Source organism: Peribacillus sp. FSL H8-0477, assembly GCF_038002765.1.
Lineage (GTDB): Bacteria > Bacillota > Bacilli > Bacillales > DSM-1321 > Peribacillus.
Genome location: NZ_JBBODE010000001.1, coordinates 2,305,546 through 2,330,424, shown reverse-complemented (window position 1 = coordinate 2,330,424; position 24,879 = coordinate 2,305,546). Strand labels below are relative to the sequence as shown.

The 24,879-nt window shown below is 38.2% G+C and carries 24 protein-coding genes; 15 read left to right on the top strand and 9 right to left on the bottom strand.

Annotated elements, in window-relative coordinates; genetic code table 11:
* Positions 1-59: 59 nt before the first annotated feature.
* From MHI18_RS11645 to dnaA, 8 genes are all read right to left on the bottom strand, one after another.
* Complete coding sequence (locus MHI18_RS11645; RefSeq protein WP_340847510.1) at positions 60-1,166, bottom strand: HD-GYP domain-containing protein; 1,107 nt, start codon at positions 1,164-1,166, stop codon at positions 60-62.
* Between the two features lie 117 nt (positions 1,167-1,283).
* Positions 1,284-3,857 (bottom strand): DNA gyrase subunit A, encoded by a 2,574-nt coding sequence (gene gyrA / locus MHI18_RS11640; protein WP_340847508.1) that lies wholly within the window; start codon positions 3,855-3,857, stop codon positions 1,284-1,286.
* Positions 3,858-3,939: 82 nt separating this feature from the next.
* Positions 3,940-5,862, bottom strand: coding sequence for a DNA topoisomerase (ATP-hydrolyzing) subunit B (gyrB, locus tag MHI18_RS11635; protein WP_340847506.1), 1,923 nt, complete (start codon positions 5,860-5,862; stop codon positions 3,940-3,942).
* Positions 5,863-5,943: 81 nt separating this feature from the next.
* Complete coding sequence (remB, locus tag MHI18_RS11630; protein WP_040374725.1) at positions 5,944-6,195, bottom strand: extracellular matrix regulator RemB; 252 nt, start codon at positions 6,193-6,195, stop codon at positions 5,944-5,946.
* 12 nt (positions 6,196-6,207) lie between these two features.
* Positions 6,208-7,326, bottom strand: a complete 1,119-nt coding sequence (recF, locus tag MHI18_RS11625; protein ID WP_340847502.1) for a DNA replication/repair protein RecF — start codon at positions 7,324-7,326, stop codon at positions 6,208-6,210.
* A gap of 21 nt (positions 7,327-7,347) precedes the next feature.
* Positions 7,348-7,566 (bottom strand): S4 domain-containing protein YaaA, encoded by a 219-nt coding sequence (gene yaaA / locus MHI18_RS11620; RefSeq protein WP_445669969.1) that lies wholly within the window; start codon positions 7,564-7,566, stop codon positions 7,348-7,350.
* Between the two features lie 180 nt (positions 7,567-7,746).
* A complete protein-coding gene (gene dnaN, locus MHI18_RS11615; RefSeq protein ID WP_340847500.1) occupies positions 7,747-8,883 on the bottom strand; it encodes a DNA polymerase III subunit beta in 1,137 nt (378 codons plus the stop codon).
* Between the two features lie 199 nt (positions 8,884-9,082).
* Entirely contained in the window at positions 9,083-10,432 is a 1,350-nt protein-coding gene (dnaA, locus tag MHI18_RS11610; RefSeq protein ID WP_040374722.1) for a chromosomal replication initiator protein DnaA, read from the bottom strand.
* 674 nt (positions 10,433-11,106) lie between these two features.
* Between dnaA and rpmH the strand changes: the two genes are divergently transcribed.
* From rpmH to MHI18_RS11555, 11 genes are all read left to right on the top strand, one after another.
* Positions 11,107-11,241 carry a 50S ribosomal protein L34 gene (rpmH, locus tag MHI18_RS11605; RefSeq protein ID WP_340847499.1) on the top strand — a complete coding sequence of 45 codons (135 nt, stop codon included), beginning with the start codon at positions 11,107-11,109 and terminating at the stop codon, positions 11,239-11,241.
* 85 nt (positions 11,242-11,326) lie between these two features.
* Complete coding sequence (gene rnpA, locus MHI18_RS11600) at positions 11,327-11,683, top strand: ribonuclease P protein component (RefSeq protein ID WP_340847498.1); 357 nt, start codon at positions 11,327-11,329, stop codon at positions 11,681-11,683.
* A gap of 166 nt (positions 11,684-11,849) precedes the next feature.
* Complete coding sequence (gene spoIIIJ / locus MHI18_RS11595; RefSeq protein ID WP_340847496.1) at positions 11,850-12,638, top strand: YidC family membrane integrase SpoIIIJ; 789 nt, start codon at positions 11,850-11,852, stop codon at positions 12,636-12,638.
* A complete protein-coding gene (gene jag / locus MHI18_RS11590) occupies positions 12,635-13,261 on the top strand; it encodes an RNA-binding cell elongation regulator Jag/EloR (protein WP_340847495.1) in 627 nt (208 codons plus the stop codon). The genes spoIIIJ and jag overlap by 4 nt, the downstream gene beginning before the upstream one ends.
* A 312-nt stretch (positions 13,262-13,573) precedes the next feature.
* Entirely contained in the window at positions 13,574-14,956 is a 1,383-nt protein-coding gene (gene mnmE / locus MHI18_RS11585; RefSeq protein ID WP_340847493.1) for a tRNA uridine-5-carboxymethylaminomethyl(34) synthesis GTPase MnmE, read from the top strand.
* Positions 14,957-14,977: 21 nt separating this feature from the next.
* Complete coding sequence (gene mnmG, locus MHI18_RS11580) at positions 14,978-16,864, top strand: tRNA uridine-5-carboxymethylaminomethyl(34) synthesis enzyme MnmG (RefSeq protein WP_340847492.1); 1,887 nt, start codon at positions 14,978-14,980, stop codon at positions 16,862-16,864.
* Positions 16,865-16,889: 25 nt separating this feature from the next.
* Positions 16,890-17,606 carry a 16S rRNA (guanine(527)-N(7))-methyltransferase RsmG gene (gene rsmG / locus MHI18_RS11575; protein WP_340847490.1) on the top strand — a complete coding sequence of 239 codons (717 nt, stop codon included), beginning with the start codon at positions 16,890-16,892 and terminating at the stop codon, positions 17,604-17,606.
* A gap of 99 nt (positions 17,607-17,705) precedes the next feature.
* Positions 17,706-18,557, top strand: coding sequence for a nucleoid occlusion protein (gene noc, locus MHI18_RS11570; RefSeq protein ID WP_340847488.1), 852 nt, complete (start codon positions 17,706-17,708; stop codon positions 18,555-18,557).
* A gap of 204 nt (positions 18,558-18,761) precedes the next feature.
* On the top strand, positions 18,762-19,523 hold the full coding sequence (locus MHI18_RS11565) for a ParA family protein (protein WP_340847487.1): 762 nt from the start codon (positions 18,762-18,764) through the stop codon (positions 19,521-19,523).
* Entirely contained in the window at positions 19,516-20,373 is an 858-nt protein-coding gene (locus MHI18_RS11560) for a ParB/RepB/Spo0J family partition protein (protein ID WP_340847486.1), read from the top strand. Before MHI18_RS11565 ends, MHI18_RS11560 begins: the two co-directional genes overlap by 8 nt.
* Before the next feature lie 58 nt (positions 20,374-20,431).
* On the top strand, positions 20,432-21,142 hold the full coding sequence (locus MHI18_RS11555) for a DUF554 domain-containing protein (protein ID WP_340847659.1): 711 nt from the start codon (positions 20,432-20,434) through the stop codon (positions 21,140-21,142).
* A gap of 39 nt (positions 21,143-21,181) precedes the next feature.
* Here MHI18_RS11555 and yyaC read toward each other — a convergent pair whose 3' ends face one another.
* Entirely contained in the window at positions 21,182-21,805 is a 624-nt protein-coding gene (yyaC, locus tag MHI18_RS11550) for a spore protease YyaC (protein ID WP_340847484.1), read from the bottom strand.
* Positions 21,806-22,064: 259 nt separating this feature from the next.
* Between yyaC and MHI18_RS11545 the strand changes: the two genes are divergently transcribed.
* The 4 genes from MHI18_RS11545 (at position 22,065) to rpsF (ending at position 24,868) form a co-directional block, all read left to right on the top strand.
* Positions 22,065-22,886, top strand: coding sequence for a mechanosensitive ion channel family protein (locus MHI18_RS11545; RefSeq protein WP_340847482.1), 822 nt, complete (start codon positions 22,065-22,067; stop codon positions 22,884-22,886).
* Between the two features lie 27 nt (positions 22,887-22,913).
* A complete protein-coding gene (locus MHI18_RS11540; RefSeq protein ID WP_040374710.1) occupies positions 22,914-23,111 on the top strand; it encodes a DUF951 domain-containing protein in 198 nt (65 codons plus the stop codon).
* A 170-nt stretch (positions 23,112-23,281) separates the two neighbouring features.
* Positions 23,282-24,382 carry a redox-regulated ATPase YchF gene (gene ychF / locus MHI18_RS11535; RefSeq protein WP_340847480.1) on the top strand — a complete coding sequence of 367 codons (1,101 nt, stop codon included), beginning with the start codon at positions 23,282-23,284 and terminating at the stop codon, positions 24,380-24,382.
* A 198-nt stretch (positions 24,383-24,580) separates the two neighbouring features.
* Positions 24,581-24,868 (top strand): 30S ribosomal protein S6, encoded by a 288-nt coding sequence (gene rpsF, locus MHI18_RS11530; protein WP_040374708.1) that lies wholly within the window; start codon positions 24,581-24,583, stop codon positions 24,866-24,868.
* Positions 24,869-24,879 lie beyond the last annotated feature (11 nt).

Sequence of the window (24,879 nt, the reverse complement as noted above, 5' to 3'; positions counted from 1 at the left end):
TTACCTCCCATAAATTTGGAGCAAGAAAGAAAATCTGCATACCATTACACAGATCTTCTTTACATGATTTCTTCTATAAACAGTTCTCTATTTCTATCTAAGTGAAGTAACTCGTTGGAATCAAGCAGTTTAACCAAGGGTCTAGTCTGTGCATTTTCATCAATGAATATTATTTCAGCAGTCGCACCATTTGATAATCTAACTTTACTGCCTATCGCATAATTTGTAATACCAGCAAGAAGGATCTTAATAACAGATATATCAAATTTCCCAAAATCATCATGAAGGATCATTTCCATTACCTTAAATGGCGATTGCTTTTTTCGGTAGCTTCTTTCAGAGGTCATCGCATGATACACATCCGCGACAGAGACTACTCTTGAAAAAGAATGTGGAGCTGTTCCATATTTTCCTTTCGGATATCCACTGCCATCCAGCCTTTCATGATGTTGCAGAATGGCATATTTGACTGTTTCCTTTAGAATCGTTGTCCTTTGCAGCATTTGAAGACTGTATAAAGGATGCTTCCGGACCTCTTCATACTCTTGTGCAGTTAAAACGGTTTTCTTTTCAAGAATACTTGGAGATATTTTGGCCATTCCGCAATCAACTAAACAACCTGCCAATGTGATTTGAGTAACGTCACCATGATCAAATCGTTTCTTTTGCGCAATGTATCCGCTGATTAAGCCAACTGAGATAGCATGATGATATAAATAATCTTCCTTCGTGCAATAATGATGCAGCGAAAAAATGACGGATGGGTTATTAAGTGCCTTCTCAAGCAGAGGAATCATAATTTCTCTAATTTTTGCAACCTCAACCTTACTTCCAGCCTGCCAATTTTTAAAGTATTGTTTATAAGTTTGAACTGCTTTTAAGTAGTCTGAGATAAAAGAAGGTTCTTCTTTTAAATCTTCTTCTGATTCCTCGTCAATCACTTCGCGTGGATGGTATTGCTGCCCGTCGATCTTTATCTTCTCTACACTTACCTCACTTACAAGAAAAGCATTAAGTACATCCAACATCTCAGTATTTAAAATCGTTTTTTTATTGATAATGGGATTCCCTATTCTGCCAACAATATCTTTACTAAGAATACATCCCTCAACTAAATAATGAGTCTTAACCCTCATCGTCATCACCTCTGTGTTAATCATTACCATAATATTACTGTATTTAGGTCAAATTGACTATTGTTTTATATAGTTCTTTATAACTAAATCATATACAAAATAAAAAGAGGCTGTCCATTTAAGGACAGCCTCTCTTTATTTTTGTATTCACTCTTCATCTTTGTCCATTGACTGATTCTCTTCACTGTCTACAGGATTAGAATCTTGTTCATAAGATTCGGTTTCTGTTGATTCAACTGGTAAAACAGTCTCCCCTTCAGAAATGTCTTCAATTAGATCTTTTTCTTCTTCACGTTCAATCATAGCTACAGTAGAAACATATTCATTTTCTGATGCCTCAAGACGAATTAATTTCACACCCTGAGTATTACGTCCAGTTTTTGAAATATCTTCAACTGCCATTCTGATTAACACACCTGCAGCTGTAATCAGCATGAGATCTTCTTGGCCGCTTACCGTTTTAAGAGCAATAAGTTCACCATTCTTTTCCGTAACGTTGCAGGTTTTAATTCCAACGCCTCCACGGGTTTGAATACGATACTCTTCCGCTGGTGTCCGTTTACCATAACCGTGCTTGGTAACAATCAGAACTTCTTCACTTTCTTCAAGAATTTCCATCCCTATTACTTCGTCGCCCTCACGTAAGGATATTCCTTTAACGCCAGCTGCTGTCCGTCCCATTGAGCGTACATCGGTTTCATGGAAGCGAATCATCATTCCATCTTTCGTACCAATAGCAATATGTTTATCCCCATTAGTTAAACGAACAGAGATTAATTCATCTTCTTCACGAAGACCAACAGCAATCAACCCATTGTTTCGGATATGAGCAAAGGATGATAACGGTGAACGTTTGGAAATACCGTGTTTAGTCGTAAAGAATAAGCTCCAGTCATCAACGAATTCCTTGACTGGGATAATTGCATTTACCCACTCACCTTTTTCAATTTCAATTAAATTGATTAATGGCAAGCCTTTAGCAGTCCGACCGTATTCAGGAATTTCATACCCTTTTGCCCGATAAACTTTCCCCTTATTCGTAAAGAACAGCAATGTATCATGAGTAGAGGTCGTTAATAAATGGCCTACAAAATCATCTTCATTGGTTCCCATTCCTTGTATTCCTCTGCCCCCGCGTTTTTGACTGCGGTATGTAGAAACAGGCAGACGTTTGATATAACCATTATGTGTCAACGTCACGATAATGTTTTCTTGAGGAATTAAATCTTCATCTTCAAGGTGTTCAAATCCACCCATCATAATTTCTGTCCGTCTTGGATTACTAAAGCGTTCTTTTATTTCAAGAAGTTCCTCGCGAATGATTTCAAGAAGCTTTTCTTCATTAGCAAGAATATCTTTATATTCTGCAATTTGTGCCATTAGAGCTTGGTATTCTTCTTCAATTTTCTCTCTTTCTAAACCAGTTAAGCGTTGTAAACGCATATCTAAAATCGCTTGAGCTTGTTTATCAGACAGGGAAAATTGCTCCATTAATCCGTTACGAGCAATATCAGTTGTTTGTGAACCACGAATTAAAGCAATTACTGCATCCAAGTTATCTAGAGCAATCCGTAATCCTTCAAGAATATGAGCCCGTGCTTCAGCTTTACGTAATTCATATTCTGTTCTGCGGCGAATCACCACTTTTTGATGCTCAAGATAATGATATAGACATTCCTTAAGATTAAGCACTTTAGGCTGTCCATTAACTAAAGCAAGAAGATTCACACCAAACGTTGTTTGCATCGCTGTATGTTTATAAAGATTATTTAAGAGAACACTGGCATTTGCATCTTTACGGATTTCCATAACAATCCGCATTCCATTACGGTCGGATTCATCTCTTAAATCCGTGATACCATCTATTTTCTTATCGCGGGCAAGTTCAGCAATTTTTTCTATGAGTCGTGCTTTATTAACTTGATAAGGAATTTCCTTAACCAAAATAACTTGTTTCCCATTTGCTTTTTCTTCAATTTCTACTTTTGCACGTTGAAGAATGGATCCTTTTCCAGTTTCATAGGCTTTTCTAATTCCACTTCGACCTAATATCAAAGCTGCCGTTGGGAAATCTGGTCCTGGAATAATCTCCGTGAGTTCTGAAATAGTGATTTCTGGGTCCTTACTTAAAGCAAGGACTCCATCAATAACTTCTCCTAAGTTATGGGGAGGAATATTTGTGGCCATACCTACCGCGATTCCAGAAGAACCATTCACTAATAAGTTAGGAAAACGTGCAGGCATTACTACGGGTTCTTTTTCAGAGCCATCGTAGTTTTCCTGATAATCAACCGTATCTTTATTAAGGTCACGAAGTAGTTCCATAGATATTTTTGATAATCGCGCTTCCGTATAACGCATCGCTGCTGCCTGATCGCCATCGACCGAACCAAAGTTCCCGTGGCCATCAACGAGCATATGTCGGTAGTTAAAGGGTTGTGCCATACGCACCATTGTTTCATAAACAGCTGAGTCACCATGCGGATGATACTTACCAATAACTTCACCAACAATACGTGCTGATTTCTTAAATGGTTTATCAGAAGTCATACCTAGGTCATTCATAGCATATAAAATTCTTCGGTGCACTGGCTTTAATCCGTCCCTTACATCAGGCAAAGCCCTGGATACAATAACACTCATTGCATAATCTAAGAAAGATGTACGCATCTCAGTACTTATATTTATATCTTTAACATTTGAACGTTCATTTTCTGACATGGAGCCAACCTCCTTTTTATAAAACTCAATCTAGGTCCTTGGGACACTATGTAAAGAACAGGATAGAATATCCTGTTCTAAATTAAACATCAAGATTCTTAACGTAGATTGCATTTTCCTCGATAAAGTTACGACGAGGTTCTACCTTATCACCCATTAGCATTTCAAAAGTTTCATCCGCTTCAATAGCATCTGTTAGGCTGACCTGAAGCAGGGTCCTTGTATCTGGATTCATCGTCGTTTCCCAAAGCTGCTCTGGATTCATTTCACCTAGTCCTTTATAACGCTGTAGGTTAGGCTTAGGCTGTGCTGGAAGCGCAGCAAGGATTTCCTCCAACTGTTTGTCATTATACGCATACTCAATCCGTTTTCCCTGTTGAATTTTAAAGAGGGGCGGCTGAGCGATATAGATATAGCCGTATTCAATAATTTTTCGCATATAACGGTAAAAGAACGTTAACATCAATGTCCGAATATGTGCACCATCGACATCAGCATCTGTCATAATGACAATTTTATGATATCTAGCTTTTTCAATATTGAATTCTTCACCAATCCCTGTTCCTAAAGCGGTGATAATCGTTCCAATTTCAATATTGTGAAGGATACGGTCTAAACGCGCTTTCTCAACGTTTAAGATTTTCCCTCTAAGCGGCAAAATAGCTTGGAAGTGGCGATCCCGTCCTTGTTTCGCAGATCCTCCTGCGGAGTTACCTTCTACAATGTAGATTTCACTAATAGAGGGATCCTTAGATGAACAATCTGCAAGCTTACCAGGTAAACTAGAAACCTCTAAAGCACTCTTCCGTCTCGTTAATTCACGAGCTTTTTTCGCTGCAAGACGTGCCCTGGTTGCCATAAGCCCTTTTTCAACTACTTTTTTTGCAACAGAAGGATTTTCATATAAAAACGCATCTAAGCGTTCAGAGAGAATGGAGTCAGAGACTGTCCTTGCTTCTGAATTTCCGAGTTTCGTTTTAGTTTGGCCTTCAAACTGCGGATCAGGATGCTTAATAGAAATAATGGCCGTTAAGCCTTCACGAACGTCATCTCCAGAGAAGTTTGTGTCCGCTTCTTTAAGTAATCCATTCTTACGAGCATAGTCATTAATAACTCGGGTCAGGGCAGTCTTAAATCCGGATTCATGTGTTCCGCCTTCATAGGTATGGATGTTATTCGCAAATGAGAATAAATTGCTGATATATCCATCATTGTATTGAAGAGCTATTTCCACGGAAATACCATCTTTTTCACCTTCCATGAAAATAGGTTCCTCATGTAAAACGACTTTTGAGCGGTTTAAATGTTCTACATATGAGCTAATCCCGCCCTCGTAATGATACTCGGCTGTTTTATCTTCTTCACGCTTATCTTCAAGAATCAGTTTCAAGCCTTTGTTTAAGAAAGCCAGTTCTCTCATTCGAGTTGCCAGCGTATCAAATTCAAACTCTAATGTTTCAGTAAAGATTTGTCCGTCTGGAATAAAGTGAATGGTCGTACCTGTATGATCTGAATCACCAATAATGGTCAGATCTTCTTGCGGAACTCCGCGCATAAATTTTTGGTAATAAATATGGCCATCTCTATGAACATACACTTCTAATACACTTGAAAGGGCATTAACAACAGAAGCACCCACACCGTGCAAGCCGCCAGAAACCTTATACCCTCCACCGCCGAATTTACCGCCGGCATGAAGAACAGTCATAATAACTTCTACAGCCGGACGTCCCATTTTTTCATGAATACCTACTGGGATACCACGTCCATTATCAACAACAGTAATGCTGTTATCTTTTTCAATGGTTACTTTAATTTCAGAACAGTAACCTGCAAGCGCTTCGTCAATGCTGTTATCTACAATTTCCCATACAAGATGATGAAGGCCTTTTGAAGAAGTGGTACCAATATACATCCCCGGCCGTTTACGAACAGCTTCTAGTCCTTCTAATACCTGTATCTGACTCTCATCATAACTTTCCACTTCCGTTTGTTTTTGTTCCATTGTCACACCATATCACCTACACTTTTCTATTGGCATTTTAGCGTACTAAACTTATTTTTGGTTTTTGTTTGGTTGTGCCATCTATTCATCAAATGAAATTGCTTTTTGCAATGATCTTTTTTTTAATGTTCCAGAAGCTAGGGGGGAATAATAAACATGGTTATCTGTAATCACGATGGACTTGATAGAGTTCTTAGCTAGATTAACAATTTTATCTGCTTTTCGCTCAAGAAACTCATGAGTAAAAGGGGAACAATCAAGCAATTGTTTATCTAAAATAGCAATTACCTCATCGGTTTTAACAAGAATGTCCTCACCAATGTGAAGATACATAAGTTCACCTCATCATTTGACTTGTATGACGTTTCCCTGGTGCACCGTAAAGGTTGATGCCCCGCGCAAGGTTTGATGGTCAATTCCATCAACAGAGGTAGTGGTAACAAAGGTTTGTACTTTTCCTTGAATCGTATTAAGCAGATGTGATTGGCGATAATCATCCAGTTCAGACAAAACATCATCTAGTAATAGAATTGGATATTCGTCAATTTCTGCATGTATTAATTCAATTTCAGCAAGCTTAAGTGAAAGAGCTGTTGTTCGCTGCTGTCCTTGTGACCCAAAGGTTTGAACATCTCTGCCATTGACAAAGAAAGCTAAGTCATCTCGATGAGGTCCTGCCAATGTCACACCACGTTCAATTTCTCTTATTCTTACCTTGGAAAATTTATCTTCAAATACTTCTATCATTTTCGTCAAATCCATAGATTCTGATACATCAAGGGAAGGTTTATACTGGATTTTCAACTTTTCCAGATTTCTCGAAATTCCAGAATGGATCGGTTCAGCCCAATTTTGAAGTAAATGCAGAAACCTATACCTTCTTTCGACAATTTTCACCGCATAATGTATGAATTGCTCAGTTAAGACATCAAGCATGGCAGTGTCCGTTTGTTTTCGTGTTTGAAGAAGCTTTAAGTAGTGATTTCTTTGGATAAGAATTTTATGATATTGACTCATATCATGAAGATAAACAGGCGAAACCTGGCCGATTTCCATATCAATGAACCGCCGTCTGACCTGTGGAGCTCCTTTTACCAAGTGAAGATCCTCCGGTGCAAACATAACGACATTCATATTTCCGACATACTGACTTAATTTTTTCTGTTCGATATGATTACATTTTGCTTTTTTACCTTTTTTGGAAATCGTTAATTCTAAAGGAATCGACGTAGTTTGTTTTCGAACCCGTCCTTCTATTTTAGCATATTCTTCATCCCAACGAATAAGATCTTTATCATTTGATGTCCGATGCGATTTAGCCATAGCTAAGACAAAAATTGATTCCATGACATTTGTTTTACCTTGTGCATTTTCACCTAATATCACGTTGACCTTATTTTCAAAAGAAAGCTCTAGATTTTGATAATTTCGGTAGTGCCTTAAGGCTAAGTTTTCTATATACATAGTCGATACTTCCCTTTTACTTTAACGAGTAATGACGAATATTCCAATGTCTGGTATATCGATTATGTCACCCTCTCGTAATTTTCTGCCCCGACGGACGTCGAATTCTTCATTGATGAAAACATCATTTTCACCTAAGAAGGGTTTGGCCATGCCGCCGCTTTGGATAATATCTGCAAGCTTTAAAAATTGTCCAAGCGTAATGTATTCAGTTTGGATCTGTATTTCAGTTATGTGCATTCTTTTCACTACCTTCAAAGTAATCTCTAATACTTTATTTTACTAAAAAAAAGACATTAAGACAAAGCATTGCCGATTTTTTGACTAAAAACAGGGGAAAAAATGTGTTTTTAAACGTAACCTACAGAAAAAAGGCCTGTTAAACAGACCTTTTCTATGGAAAAAAATTAATGGTTTAACTTAGTAAGTTCGAACTGGAAGTATTAATTGCAGCATTGTATCGTCATGAATGGAACGGATAACAAATGGGCGCATAGCACCTGTGAAGTTAATTTTGATATCCGTACCCTCCAATGCTTTTAAGGCATCCATAACAAATTTCGCACTGAATGATATTTTTAATTCTTCACCTTCAATGAGTTCAGCTTGTACTTCTTCCACCACTTTACCAATTTCCGGGGTGTTAGAAGAAACTTCAATGACTCCTCCAGGAAGAGTTGAAAGTTTGACAACATTGTTTCGACCTTCTCTTGCTAATAAAGAGGCACGATCAATAGCTTTTAAAAATTCCTTTGCATGAACAATCACATCTGTCTTACTTTCTGAAGGAATTAAGCGGGATGTATCCGGATAGTTGCCTTCTAATAATCTTGAGAAGAACAATAGGTTTTTTGCTTTAAACAGTACTTGATTTTCAGTAATAACCATTTCAATAATTTCGTTGTTATCATCAAGAATTTTGCTCAGCTCATTTAAACTTTTCCCTGGAATGACCACACTCGTAGCATCCGTTAGCTTACTTTCAACGGGTGCTTTCCTCATTGCTAGTCTATGGCTATCTGTTGCAATACAGGTTAACTCTTCGTTTTGAACTTCTAACTTTACACCTGTCAAGATGGGACGTGTTTCTGAGGTGGACACTGCAAACACGGTTTGACGAATTAAAGATTTCAATAAATCCGCTGGTATTTTAATAATATTTTCTTCTTCGATAAGCGGCAGGTGCGGATATTCTTCAGCATCTAAGCCATTTAGATTAAATTCAGCTTTACCTGAGCGAATAGTCGTTTGAAAATTATTATGAACTTCAATTTCAACTGTCTCCATAGGTAACTTTTTAATGATTTCACCGAAAAAGCGTGCATTTAGAACAATAGCGCCACTTTCTTTTACTTCAACAATTTCATGTTCATCTTCTTCAACAGGAATAAATGATTGGATAGAAATATCTGAATCACTTCCTGTCAATGTTAAACCTTCGGAATCCGCTGTTAATTTAATCCCAGTTAAAATCGGAATAGTTGTTCGGGAGGTTACAGCTTTCATGACTTCATTGACGCTTTGAATAAGACGATCACGCTGGATAATAAATTTCATTTTACATCCTCCTAAAATAGAGTACTTTTTTCATTTTTAACCGCATATATATATAATATTTTTTATTTAAAAGATAGTAGTAATAGTAGTAGGGCCTGTGGATATGTGGATAACCCTTGAAAAGCCAAGGAAAAACAGTCTATCCACATGTGGACAGACTGTGTGTAAATGCAAGCAAGTTATACACAATTTCCAGAGCTTATACCCTGAGCTGTTCTTGGATTTCTTTTACTTGTCTTTGCAATTGTGAATCAGTTTGAAGCAGCTTCGATATTTTTTCGTGTGCGTGAATAACAGTCGTATGATCTCGGCCTCCAAATTCATCCCCAATCTTCGGAAGTGAGAAGTCAGTCAGCTCTCTGGATAAGTACATAGCAATTTGTCGAGGGAAAGCGACTGTCTTCGTTCGTTTTTTAGCCTTAAAATCTTCAAGTTTAATACTATAATGCTGACCAACCGTTTTTTGGATATCTAGGATGGTGATAATTCTCGGCTTAGAGCTCGGAATAATATCTTTTAGTGCTTCTGCAGCTAAATCGGCATTAATATCTTTATTTATTAAGGAAGAATACGCAACAACACGAATAAGTGCACCCTCAAGTTCACGAATATTGGAATCAATTTGATTGGCAATATAAAGCATGGCTTCATTAGGGATATCTAATCCTTCAGCTTTTGCTTTTTTACGAAGGATAGCAATCCGAGTTTCTAGATCAGGCGGCGTGATATCTGTAATCAGACCCCATTCAAATCTAGAACGCAGACGGTCTTCCAGTGTAGGAATTTCTTTTGGCGGGCGATCACTAGAAATAACAATTTGTTTACTTTCTTCATGAAGAGCATTAAACGTATGGAAAAATTCTTCCTGCGTCTGTTCTTTTCCAGCTAAGAATTGAATATCATCGATTAAAAGGACATCAACGCTGCGATATTTATCCCGAAACTCTCCCGCTTTATTGTCACGTATGGAGTTAATGAACTCATTCGTGAATTTTTCGGAAGATAAATAAACTACTTTTGCACGAGGGTTATGCTCAAGTACATAATGACCAATGGCATGCATAAGGTGAGTCTTCCCTAGACCAACTCCCCCGTAGATAAACAGTGGATTATAGGCCTTCGCAGGTGCTTCAGCAACGGCAAGTGAAGCAGCATGTGCAAAACGATTTCCAGATCCAATTACAAATGTATCAAACGTATTTTTTGTATTCAGCATAGATTGGTTAAAGTCATTTTGAGCATTCTCATTTTTTTTACGTTTCTTTCCAGGTGCAGGAACAATGAACTCATCGTCTTCCTGGTTAGAGGGGATAATAAATTTAACTTCCAGCTCTTCGCCGGTTAATTCTAATAATACTTCGGAGATAAGATGAGAATAGCGCTCTTCCAGCCAGTCTCGTGCAAATTCATTTGGAGCGGTAACAGTCAATATATCTCCTTGAAGCATATAAGCTTTAGTTGATTTTAACCACGTCTCAAAACTCGGTTTGCTAATCTTCTTTTCCATTTTAGATAGAGATTGGTTCCATAAACTATCGATGTTTTCCAAGACAATCCCTCCTTTACAAAATTCTAAAAAAAAATATAAAAAGGACAGATTAATCGACTTCTGCCTTGCATGCTCGACAAAGGTACATACTCCATTTTTTCGCTGTACAACCATTGTACAGGAGGAAGTAAGCTAATTTTAATAAATAGGATAAATATTCATCAACAGGTATAGGAGGAAATATATAATAAGGAAGATAAACAGTTTTCGACATTATCCACCGTTTGTGGACAATGGATTATCCACAGCTGGAAAAATCTATCCACATGTTATTAACAATCTGTGGATAACTTATTTTATCGTCGCTAGTTATCCAGAGTGAAAACACAAATATAATATCAGATATTCGCACTAGTTGCAATGGCTTAGAAAAGTTTATCCACAAGTTGGACAGGCTGTGGGAAAAACTTTTCCACAGCCAAATACTATGTGTAAAAGGTATTAGAAAAGCCTGTGGATAATAAAAAAAGTGTCGAAAAACTATCCACAGGGTGTTGGAATAAGAATAAACATCAGTTCTTCGTTTAGTTAGGTGAGAATGATCAACCTAAGATTTTAGCTGAACATTTTTAGAGTCGGGATTTAATTTTAAGGAAAGGTTGACATTTTACTGGGTTGGTCTATATAATTAGCTAGACTGTCTTTAACTGTTATTCCTCAGGGAGGTGTCATAAATGAAACGTACGTATCAACCAAATAAGCGTAAGCATAGTAAAGTTCATGGTTTCCGTAGCCGTATGAGCTCGAAGTCTGGACGTAGAGTTATAGCTGCACGTCGCCGCAAAGGCAGAAAAGTATTATCTGCATAGATCACTGAAAAATTTCAGTGGTCTTTTTTTCTCATAATCAGCGGTTCTTAATTTGTCCCAATTAAGGTTATTGAAGGTGTAAAGCATGAAAAAAAAGCTAAGAATAAAAAAGAATGATGAATTCCAGCTGGCTTTTAAAAAGGGTGAATCCTTCGCTAATAGGCAATTTGTTGTCTATGTCCTTGAAAAGCCGGATCAGGATTATTTTAGAATCGGTCTTTCCGTTAGCAAAAAAATTGGGAATGCTGTTGTTCGTAATCAAGTGAAAAGATATATTAGACAATCTTTTCTAGAACTAAAGGAAAATATCCAAACTGGTAAGGATTATGTGGTAATTGCCCGTAAACCTGCAGCTGATATGGGATTTTCTGAAGTGAAAAGCAGTTTAACCCATGTGTTAAAACGGTCTGATTCTCTAACGTTTCAATCAAAAAAAAGATAATATCCTTTATATTAATAAAGATTAAACATAGATAAAGCTTTTTTGGGAGTGCTTCTTAAATAAGAATCCCTTGTGGGACAACCATCAGAATCCAGGACGCTATGCATCCTGGATTCTGAATTGAGTTTTTTTATCAGATTGTTTTGAAGATTGGAGGAAATTACGGTTGAAGAAAAGGATCATATTAATATTAGCTTTAGCCTCGATCACGATGTTATTAGCTGGTTGTACCGAAATCAATAAACCAATTGATTCGAGCAGCAGTGGGTTTTGGAATGAATATATTGTCTATCCATTATCGAGGCTGATTATTTGGTGTTCTGAGTTATTAGGGAATAGTTACGGATTAGGATTAATAGTCGTAACGTTGATCATTCGTTTTGCAATGCTCCCATTAATGATCAAACAAACAAAAAGTTCAAAAGCGATGCAGGCTATTCAGCCAGAAATGAAAGAACTTAAAGATAAGTACGCCTCTAAGGATGCAGCTACTCAACAAAAGCTTCAGCAAGAAACGATGGCGCTCTTTAAAAAATATAACGTTAATCCTCTTGCAGGTTGTTTCCCGTTGATTGTCCAAATGCCAATACTAATTGGGTTTTATCATGCGATTAGTCGTACCGAAGAAATTGCAAAACATAGTTTCCTTTGGTTTGATTTAGGAAATCCAGATCCAATTTACCTGCTGCCAATTATTGCGGGTATTACGACCTTCATTCAACAAAAAATCACGATGGCTGGTACCCAGTCCAATCCGCAAATGGCTGCACAAATGACAATGATGCTTTATATCATGCCGGTTATGATTTTGATTTTTGCAATTAATTTCCCAGCTGCTCTTTCATTGTATTGGGTAGTCGGTAATATCTTTATGATTGTTCAAACATTAGTCATCAAAGGTCCAGATATGAAAAAATTAGCTGCCGAAAATGCGGGAGGAGCAAAGAAAAAGTGAAACAGGTAACTGCTGCAGGACAATCTGTCGAGGACGCAGTCTCATCTGCTTTAGCTCAATTGAATACCACTAGAGATAGAGTCGAAATTGAAGTGGTCGATCAAGGTAAAAAAGGGTTTTTTGGCTGGATAGGTGCACGAAAAGCAGTTGTTCATGCTTCGTTGCTGCCGGATCCTGTCGAAGAAGCCCGTCAATTTCTTAAGAATATTAGCGAAAAAATGAATGTTCCATCTGAAATTACGGTAAAAAGGGAAGGGAAAGTTGTTACCTTTCATTTATCCGGTGAAAAAATTGCCTTATTAATCGGCAAAAGAGGCCAAACATTAAATTCGCTTCAATATTTGACTCAGCTTGTCGCAAATCGACATTCTAAACAGTATATTACGATAGTTGTCGATGCTGAAGGGTATCGGCAAAGGCGGAATGATACGCTGATCCAATTAGCTGAAAGAATGGCAGATAAAGTACATAAGTCTGGGAAAGAAGTTTCTCTTGAACCGATGCCTTCATATGAACGCAAGATTATTCATACAGCACTTTTGAAAAATCCGAAAATCAAAACGACATCTAGTGGTACAGAACCTTTCCGTCATTTAATCATTTCTCCAAAAAATAAAGCCTAAAAAGGTCCCTCTGCCAATGGCAGAAGGACCTTTTTCATATTTCAGTCTGCATTTGCTGTTAAACGCTGAAAAGGGAACAGTTTCCGACCTGTTGTTATTCACATGTGGATAAGTTAAAATGAACTAGCTGCACTCTTAGGAACATGTGGATAACTTAGAATAACCAAAGGGTTATCTGCTTTTTTTCATAGTGTTACTATGGTATTGTAGTAATTTAGGATTCAATTTAAGCTTTTTTTAAATAGATAATTACATGGTTGTAAGCTCCTGACGATAGTCGTGAACTTCTAACTAAACCGAGGTGAAAGACAAATGGAATTTGATACAATTACAGCTATTTCTACGCCAATGGGAGAAGGTGCGATTGCCATTGTAAGGATCAGTGGAGACGACGCCTATCAAATTGCTGATTCCATCTACCGTGGTCCGGGGAATAAAAGATTAGAAGATGCTGATTCACATACGATTCATTATGGCCATTTAGTCCATCCTAAAACGGGAGAGACAGTGGAAGAAGTAATGGTTTCTATCATGAAGGGTCCGAAGACTTTTACCCGTGAAGATGTAGTGGAAATCAACTGTCATGGCGGAATTATTTCAGTAAATCGTGTCCTGCAGTTGGTTCTTTCTCAAGGAGCTAGATTAGCCGAGCCTGGTGAATTTACGAAGCGGGCTTTTTTAAATGGCCGGATTGACCTTTCGCAGGCAGAAGCCGTAATGGATTTAATTCGCGCAAAAACAGATAAAGCAATGAATGTTGCTTTAGGACAAATGGAGGGAAGGCTTTCACAGCTTATCCGTCGATTAAGACAAGAAATATTGCAAACCCTCGCACAGGTCGAGGTTAACATAGATTATCCGGAGTATGATGACGTTGAAGAAATGACTCACCGTTTATTTTTAGAAAAATCCTATTTCGTAAAAACGGAAATAGAAAAAATTCTAAATACTTCTCAGCAGGGTAAGATATTACGTGATGGATTATCAACCGTCATTATTGGGAGACCAAACGTTGGGAAATCGTCTTTGCTTAATAGCCTAGTACATGAAAATAAAGCAATTGTTACCGATATTCCAGGTACGACACGAGATGTTATTGAAGAGTATGTAAATGTAAGAGGCGTTCCATTAAAATTGGTTGACACAGCCGGTATTCGTGAAACGGAAGATATCGTTGAGAGAATTGGTGTAGAGCGTTCTCGTGCGGTTTTGAAGGAAGCGGATTTAATCCTGCTTGTTTTAAATAATTCAGCTGAACTTACACATGAAGATGAATTGTTATTCGAAGCAGTTAAAGGCATGGATGTTATTGTAATCATTAACAAAACAGATCTTCCTAGGAAGATTGACCTCGATCGGGTTAAGCAGATTGGTGCGAAACAAATTGTCTCTACCTCTCTTCTAGAAGATCAAGGTATCGATGATTTAGAAGAAGCGATTGCCTCATTGTTCTTTAAAGGTACATTGGAATTAGGTGATCTTACGTATGTCTCGAACGCGCGTCATATTGCTTTATTGGGTCAAGCTTTACAAGCAATAGAATCATCCATTGAAGCGATTGAAGCGGGAATACCTATAGACTTAGTTCAAATTGATTTTACCAAAGCATGGGAACTGCTGGGCGAAATTATTGGCGAAAGCGTGCAAGATGGCTTAATCAATCAACTCTTTTCACAATTTTGTTTAGGTAAATAAAAAATAGTAGGAGGGAAAAAAATGCAATATGATGCTGGAAGTTATGATGTAATTGTCATTGGTGCAGGACATGCAGGAAGTGAAGCTGGTCTTGCGGCAGCTAGAGTTGGTGCTAAGACGTTAATGATTACGATTAACCTCGATATGGTTGCGTTTATGCCATGTAATCCGTCAGTCGGCGGCCCTGCAAAAGGAATTGTTGTTAGGGAAATTGATGCGTTAGGCGGAGAAATGGGAAAAAATATCGACAAAACGTATATCCAAATGAGAATGCTGAATACAGCAAAAGGTCCAGCTGTTCGTGCTTTACGAGCACAAGCAGATAAATTTTTATATCAGCAGGAAATGAAGAAAACAATCGAAAATGAACCGAATTTGACGCTTCTTCAAGGAATGGTCGAGGAGCTGATTGTTGAGGACGATGTTTGTACCGGTGTTATCACAAAAACGGGTGCCGTTTATCGAGCTAAAACCGTCGTGATTACGACAGGAACATTCTTGCGTGGAGAAATTATTCTTGGTGACTTGAAATATTCAAGCGGTCCCAACAATCAACAGCCATCCATTAGGCTTTCAGAGCATTTGCAGGAGCTTGGTTTTGACTTGGTTCGTTTTAAAACAGGAACGCCGCCGAGGATTAATAGCCATACAATTGATTACAGTAAAACTGAGATTCAACCAGGTGATAAAGAACATCGTGCCTTTTCTTATGAAACAACGAAGTTTATCACGGATCAGCTGCCATGCTGGTTAACGTATACAAATGAGGAAACACATAAGATTATTGATGATAATCTTCATCGTTCTCCCATGTATTCAGGTATGATAAAAGGAACCGGTCCTCGTTATTGTCCATCCATTGAAGATAAAATCGTTAGATTTAATGATAAGCCGCGTCATCAGATTTTCTTGGAACCAGAAGGACGTAATACGCAAGAAGTCTATGTACAAGGATTATCCACCAGTTTACCTGAAGAAGTTCAACATAAAATTCTTCGATCTATTCCCGGCCTGGAGAAAAGTGAAATGATGAGGGCTGGATATGCGATTGAGTATGATTCAATTGTGCCAACACAGCTGTGGCCTACACTTGAAACGAAGAAGTTGAAAAACTTATATACAGCCGGTCAAATTAACGGAACTTCAGGTTATGAAGAAGCTGCAGGTCAAGGGTTAATGGCCGGAATCAATGCAGGATTAAAGTCGCTTGGAAAAGAAGAGTTGATTCTTAGCCGTGCAGACGCGTATATTGGTGTGTTAATCGATGATCTTGTTACAAAAGGAACGAATGAGCCTTATCGACTTTTAACATCGCGGGCAGAATACCGTTTATTGCTCCGTCATGATAATGCAGACCTTCGATTAACAGAATTTGGTCATAAAATTGGTTTGATTAAAGAAGAACGTTATCAGGCATTCAGCTTAAAAAAAGCAGCGGTTGAAGCAGAAAAAACCAGATTACAATCGATTTTCATTAAACCGACTGAAGAAGTACAGCAAATTGTAACAGAAGGCGGCGGCAGTGAGTTAAAGGATGGCATTCGTGCTTCCGATTTGCTTAAGCGTCCAGAAATGAGTTACAGCCATATTAATCAGCTTATACCAAGTGAAATTGAGCTAGATGGTGATGTAACTGAACAGGTAGAAATACAAATTAAATATGAAGGGTATATTGAAAAGTCCCTTCAGCAAGTGGATCGGCTGAAAAAGATGGAAAACAAAAAGATTCCAGTCAATATCGATTATGACGCCATTTCAGGATTGGCTACAGAGGCACGTCAAAAGCTTAAACAAGTGCTGCCGCTATCTATCGCTCAGGCATCAAGAATTTCAGGGGTTAATCCTGCAGACGTTTCAATATTACTTGTTTATTTAGAACAAGGGAAAATTGCGCGTGTTGAAAGATAAAAGACCTAAAAAGGATGTTTAACTCATGAAAATAGAACAATTTGCGTTACAGTTGAAGGAGAAGGGAATTGAGCTTTCCTCCCTTCAGCTGCAACAATTTGAAACCTATTACGAGCTCTTGGTAGAGTGGAATGAAAAAATGAATCTAACGGCCATAACTGAAAAAGAAGATGTGTATTTAAAGCATTTTTATGATTCAGTCAGCGCCGCCTTTTATTTTGATTTTACTAAACCTTATAAAATTTGTGATGTAGGCGCAGGAGCGGGATTTCCAAGTATACCGCTGAAAATTTGTTTCCCAAATCTTCAGGTATCTATTGTGGATTCGTTAAATAAGAGAATTTCTTTTCTCGAGCATCTGGCCGCTTCTCTTCAGTTGACAAACACCACGTTTTATCATGACCGTGCTGAAACGTTTGCTCAAAAAGCTGACCAACGGGAAGCATACGATATTGTTATGGCTCGAGCTGTTGCCAGGATGTCTGTCCTAAGTGAGTTATGTCTGCCGCTGGTAAAGACAGGCGGCACATTTATTGCAATGAAGGCGGCTAGTGCGGGAGAAGAAATAGATATCGGGAAAAAGGCGATTTCTGCTATGGGTGGAAAATTGGAACAAGTTCATCCGTTTCTTTTACCTGAAGAAAACAGTGAAAGAAATATAATTATTATTCAAAAGGTGAAGCAAACACCTAGGAAATATCCGCGTAAACCCGGTACTCCAAATAAAATGCCGATTGAGTAAGTACCAACCGGCTTGAACAATTTTACCGAGGTATGAAGGACTTTATTAAATCTATAGAGAATATGTTATGTGGGAGTTTTGTAAAGGTGGTGTAGGAAGATGAAGCATCCTTTTTCGCGATTCTTCGGGTTAGGCGAAAAAGAGGAACAACAGAAAGAGATGGAAGAACCTAGTAAAAATGATGAAATCATGAAACTTTCCATCTCCGACATTGTCCCGAACCGATATCAACCAAGAACAGTTTTTAATGATGATAAGCTTTCCGAGTTAGCTCAGACGATACATACACATGGCATCATTCAACCGATTGTTGTGAGAGAGTATGAATCAGGGAAATTCGAAATAATTGCTGGTGAGAGGCGTTTTAGAGCCATGCAGAAGCTTGGCTGGGAAACGGCTCCAGCCATTATAAAAGATTTTAATGATACTGAAACGGCTTCAGTAGCACTTATAGAAAATCTCCAGCGGGAAGAATTAACACCCATTGAAGAAGCAATAGCATATGGGAAACTTATAGAATTACATCAATTAACCCAAGAAGCTCTTGCCCAGCGGTTGGGAATAGGACAGTCTACTGTAGCTAATAAGCTCCGGCTGTTAAAGCTTCCACAGGAAGTCCAACAAGCGGTGCTCAATAAGCAAATTACGGAGCGGCATGCTCGATCGTTAATTCCTTTGAAAAACCCTGAAAAACAAATCAGGCTTCTTGAGGAAATTATTGAACGCAATTTGAATGTTAAACAGACCGAGGAGCGGGTAGTTAGACTGCTCAGTACCGAGCAAAAACCTAAGCCTAAACGGAAAGCATTCTCAAAGGATATGCGAATCGCGGTTAATACAATCCGACAATCTCTTTCTATGGTGACGGATAATGGGATTAATCTTGATTCTGAAGAAGAAGAATTTGAGGAGTATTATCAATTCACTATCAAAATCCCCAAGAAAAAATAAATGATTTACATGCCTGGTAATCAGTGATTACCGGGTTTTTTTGAAACCCTTCTTTTCCCTCTTCACTTCAGTGCGAGAAAATGAGTCGAAATGTACATTTTCATGGTAAACTGGAATTGGAAAATAAATATTAATTTTTACTATTTTTTACTTATAAATGAATGATTATTGATAGAATACTATGTTTAGAAAGAAGGTGACACCGTGGGAATGATTCTCGCCATCGCCAATCAAAAGGGCGGTGTAGGAAAAACAACTACCTCTGTTAACTTAAGTGCGTGTTTAGCTTACATAGGTAAAAAAGTATTATTAGTAGACATTGATCCTCAGGGGAATGCGACAAGCGGGGCAGGAATTGAAAAAGCGGATGTGGAACAATGTATTTATGATGTATTGGTTGATGACGTTGAGGCATCAGAAGTCATCAGAGAGACGAAAGTTGAAAAACTATATATAATCCCAGCCACCATTCAGCTTGCAGGTGCTGAAATTGAATTGGTTCCAACTATTTCCCGGGAAGTACGCTTAAAAAGGGCGCTTGAAGAGGTAAAAGAAGATTATGACTATATCATTATTGATTGCCCGCCATCACTAGGTTTGTTAACATTGAACGCATTGACCGCTGCGGATGCTGTTGTCATTCCCGTCCAATGTGAATATTACGCTCTTGAAGGACTAAGCCAGCTGTTAAGCACGATTCGCCTAGTACAAAAACACCTCAATCATGAATTAAGGATTGAAGGCGTACTGCTGACGATGCTTGATGCCCGCACGAATTTAGGAATTCAAGTCATTGAAGAGGTTAAAAAATACTTTCAGGATAAAGTGTATCGAACGATCATTCCACGGAATGTCAGACTGAGTGAAGCACCGAGTCATGGTGAACCGATTATTATCTATGATCCAAAGTCACGGGGAGCAGAGGTCTATTTAGAACTGGCAAAGGAAGTGGTTGCAAATGGCTAAAGGCCTTGGAAAAGGACTTAATGCATTGTTTCCCAATTTAGAAACGGGAAAAGATGATACTGTACAGGCAGTTAAAATAAAGGAAATAAGACCAAATCCTTATCAGCCTAGGAAAGTTTTTCGTCCTGAGGCGATAGAAGAATTGAAAAATTCGATTATGCAGCATGGAATTCTTCAGCCGATTATTGCAAGAAAAAGTATAAGAGGGTATGAAATCGTTGTAGGGGAAAGGCGATATCGAGCAGCAAAGGAAGCTGGATTTAAAACTGTTCCTGTTGTAGTAAGAGAAATGAGCGAGCAGCAAATGATGGAGCTAGCTATCTTAGAAAATCTTCAGCGTGAAGACTTAAATCCTATTGAGGAAGCTGTCGCCTATCAAACTCTATTAGAAAGATTAGGAGGCACACAGGAAGAATTAGCAAAACGACTTGGAAAAAGCCGGCCCCATGTAGCTAATCACATTCGACTTCTAGCTCTCCCAGAAGACATTCAATCTTTTATCTCATCCGGAAAAATATCGATGGGTCACGGCAGGGCGCTTCTCTCTTTAAAGAATAAAAACAGTTTAAATGAAGTGATTAATAAAGTACTGAAAGAGCAAATGAATGTCCGTCAGCTTGAAACCTATATTCATCTATTAAATCAGGATGTTCCACGTGAAACGCCTAAGCAAAAGCCAAAAAAAGATGTTTTTCTAAAGGAAAGAGAAGCAAATCTGCGTGAACGATTTGGAACGACGGTCACGATTAAGAAGACAAAGAAAAAAGGAAAAATTGAAATCGAGTTTTTCTCTGAAGAGGATTTAGAACGAATTATGGAGATATTAGGTCAAAATTCTCCTTCCTCATAAACCATCTTTTATAGATGGTTTCTTTTGTATATAGTTTAGGAAGAAGAGGGGAATGGAAGTGGTTCTGCTAGGTACACTAGTTAATGGAGTTTGTATCATTGGAGGCACACTAGCGGGAAGATTGTTAAAAAATATTCCCGATCGAATGAAAGAAAGCATTATGTTCGCTATCGGATTGGCTGTTACTGTTCTCGGATTGCAAATGGGATTCAGCAGCGAATCCTACCTTATTGTTATTCTCAGTCTAGTTATTGGTGCGGCGGCAGGAGAATGGTTGAATCTAGATGAAAAGCTGAACATGATAGGTAGTTGGATTGATGGAAAAATGAAGCGAAGTGACAGCTCTATTTCGCAGGGTTTCGTCACAGCAACATTAATCTTTGTCATTGGAGCGATGGCCGTTATTGGATCCCTCGACAGCGGCATTCGGAATGACCATGATGTTTTATATACGAAGGCAATTATTGATGGCTTTACGTCTACCATATTGGCTAGTACGCTAGGGATAGGTGTGATTTTTTCTTCTATTCCTGTGGTCATTTATCAGGGGGCAATTGCGTTATTTGCTACCCAAATTAATAACTGGGTTCCTTCCAAATTAATGGACTCATTGATAGGAGAAATGACTGCAGTCGGCGGCATCATGATTTTTGCTATCGGGCTAAACCTTTTAGGACTAACTAAAATAAGAGTGGCGAATTTGCTTCCGGGTCTCCTAGTTACAATTGTACTGGTTTCAATCGTCTACTATTTTGCTATTCCTGTATAAGGGTCGTCTGCAAAAAAAAGAAGGAGAGTATTCTCCTTCTTACGGTGTTTTTTCCTGATTAAATGTCCAATTGAATTGTTGGAACGCTTGTTTTTGATGAATTTGACTGCCGGCAAAATAAATACCATTTGCAATGGTCTTGGCCATTTTTAAGACAAGATTGAGCCTGGTGTTTTGTAAAACCATGAATTCCATAAAGCCGCTGACATTGACTATCCCTGTAATATGGGCATCTCCGACCGCTGGTAATTCTTTATTTACACCGGCCCCTGGCTTAACGGGCCCCGCACCGACTTGGACAATTCCTACACTTTTCACTTTCCCTAAGCAGGCATCTACGCCAATAATAAAGGGATTAAGATGAGATTGCTGGATATCGTTCAAGCGTTCTTTAAGATTCATAGCATGAATGGGATCTTCAAGGGTCCCGTAAACAAAAAACTCAGAAGACGATGTTTTTTCTTTAAGCAGGGTGCCTACTAATGGCCCTAAAGAATCTCCAGTTGAGCGGTCTGTTCCGATACAGGCGATGACAATCGGTCTTGGTGGGACAGGAAGCAATGAGAGCAATTCGTTAGATATTTGTTTAGATGCGTCAAGATCTTCATGTAAGATTCTGCTCAAGCTGCTCTTATTTTCAAAAAAACTCGATTTCAGATTCATCGCTTCCACTCCTCTTAACTAGTACTAACAGTATACGGATAAATAGGAAAGGGTATACATGCTGCGGGGAAAATATCAAAAAAAAAGTAAAGTGCATATAGTTGGAGAAAATATAGAACTTCTGCGGAGTATTAGTCAGCAGGATTATTGTTGGTTTTACTTATATACCCAAATATTTTTTATACAAAAACCCATTATTTGTTGTTAAGATAGCTTTACACTACTTTTTTATTTTTTTTAGGCAGAATAGGTGGATTGAATGGATTATATTGCAGATAAACTTAAAAAGGAATTTTTCGATGAAGAATTATGGGTGGATTTAAGCTTAGGTATTTTAAAGTTATTTGTCATTTTCTTCTTATCAAGAGTAGTTATTCGATTAAGTAAGGCAGTGATTTCAAAATTTTTTCTCGTTCGCTCTAAAAGTCCAATCAGGGTATCCGAACGTCGTGAAGCCACGCTATTAAAGCTGATTCAAAATATTATTACGTATATTGTTAATTTTATCGCCTTAATTATGGCTTTAGAAGTGTGTGGACTTGATATCAAAGGGTTACTGGCTGGAGCAGGAATCGTTGGTTTGGCGATCGGTTTCGGAGCTCAGAGTCTAGTTAAGGATATTATTACAGGATTTTTCATCATCTTAGAAGATCAATTCTCTGTAGGTGATCATATTAAGGTGAAAGATTTTGAGGGAGAAGTCCTAGAAATTGGTCTTCGAACAACCAAAATTAAAAATGTAACGGGTCAGCTTCATGTTATTCCAAATGGAAGTATTTTAGAAGTTACCAATTATTCAATGTTAAATAGTGTCGCTGTCGTCGATGTTACGCTCCCGTATGATGGAAATGTAAAGTCAGCTGAAGATGCTATCGCTGCGATGCTTGGTACCTTGCCTCTTAAATATGATGAATTAGTAAAGGCACCTGAAATCCTTGGGATTGAAACCCTAAGTCCAACCGAAATTGTCTTAAGGATTACTGCAGAGACCTTACCCAATAAGGGATCATCTATCAGCAGGGTGCTGCGGAAAGAAGTAAAGGATTGTTTAGATCAACATGAATGGAATCCAGGTAATTAAAAGTCTATAGGTAAAGGTAGATGAGGCATGGAAGAGAAGGAATATGGATTAAATGACGTTGTTCAGATGAAGAAGCCGCATCCATGTGGAGATAATCAATGGAAGATTATCCGGTTAGGGATGGATATCCGAATTAAATGCGAAGGCTGCGGTCATAGTGTCATGCTGCCAAGGCGCGAGTTTTCTCGAAAAATGAAAAAAGTGTTGAAAAAGCATGAGGAATAGACCATGCTTTTTTCTTTGGCTCTAACGTATTTCTCTTATTCCCAATGGTGCCTTTTGGGTAGAGACTAGACTTTTCTACAGGCAAAATCTATAATTGGGAAAGGTTTATGTCTATTTCCGGAATGTAAAATGCTGTATCTTGATAGATAATTCAGAGGAGTGAAATATAAATGGCTTTAACTGCAGGAATCGTTGGTTTGCCAAACGTTGGTAAGTCTACATTATTTAATGCAATTACCCAAGCTGGTGCAGAATCAGCTAACTATCCGTTCTGTACCATTGATCCAAATGTTGGAATCGTAGAGGTACCTGATTACCGTCTTCAAAAGTTAACAGAACTAGTTCAGCCTAAAAAGACAGTTCCAACTGCTTTTGAATTTACAGATATTGCTGGTATCGTAAAAGGCGCAAGTCAGGGAGAAGGTCTTGGTAATAAATTTCTTTCTCATATCCGTCAAGTAGACGCTATTTGTCAGGTTGTTCGTTGTTTCAGTGATGATAATATTACGCATGTATCTGGAAAAGTGGATCCGCTTGATGATATTGAAGTCATTAATCTTGAATTAATTCTTGCTGACTTAGAATCTGTTGATAAGCGTATTGATCGTGTTGGAAAACTGGCTAAGCAAAAAGATAAAGAAGCCGTGATTGAGCATGAAGTGCTTGTAATGATTAAAGAAGCACTTGAAGCGGATAAACCTGCCCGAGCAGTAGAGTTTACCGAAGAACAGCTTAAAGTGGTAAAGGGCTTGCACCTTTTAACAGCTAAACCGATGTTATATGTTGCCAATGTAAGTGAAGATGAAATAAGCGATGCAGCGAACAATGAATATGTACAAATTGTTCGAGAATATGCTGCGAAAGAAAATGCTGAAGTTATCGTCATTTGTGCCAAAATTGAAGAAGAAATTGCTGAGCTCGAAGGTGAAGAAAAAGAAATGTTCCTTTCTGAGTTAGGAATTGAAGAATCTGGACTGGATCAGTTGATTCGTGCTTCTTATCAGTTATTAGGCCTTGCTACGTACTTTACCGCTGGGGTACAAGAAGTACGCGCATGGACTTTCCGTAAAGGTATGAAAGCTCCTCAATGTGCGGGAATTATCCATACAGATTTTGAACGCGGATTTATTCGTGCTGAAATCGTATCTTATGAGGACCTGCTTGCTGCAGGAAGCCACAGTGCAGCTAAAGAGGTTGGGAAAGTGCGTCTTGAAGGTAAAGAATATATTGTTAAAGATGGAGACGTTATTCATTTCCGATTCAACGTGTAAAAACAGACCTCTGCTATTGGGCAGAGGTCATGTTTTTTGTTGATAAGATAAATCGAGTTATCATTTATATCCCATTGGAGATTATTAGGACAGTTCGTTGCATAATGTAAATCACTATGCTATAATTTATTCTTGTGAGTAATTATAAAAATTGCTCCTTGCCCAATGGGCCGCTTAGACCAAAAGGAGGTGACAGAGATGAGAAAATACGAAATTATGTATATCATCCGTCCAAACATTGAGGAAGACGCTAAAAAAGCGTTAGTTGAACGTTTCAACACAATCCTTACTGATAATGGTGCGGAACTTACTGAAGCAAAAGAGTGGGGTAAACGCCGCTTAGCATACGAAATCAATGATTTCCGTGATGGCTACTACATGCTTCTAAGAGTTAACGCTGATTCAACTGCGACATCAGAATTTGATCGTTTAGCTAAAATCAGTGAAGACATTATCCGCCATATGATAACAAAAGACGAAAAATAATTTTAATAGAT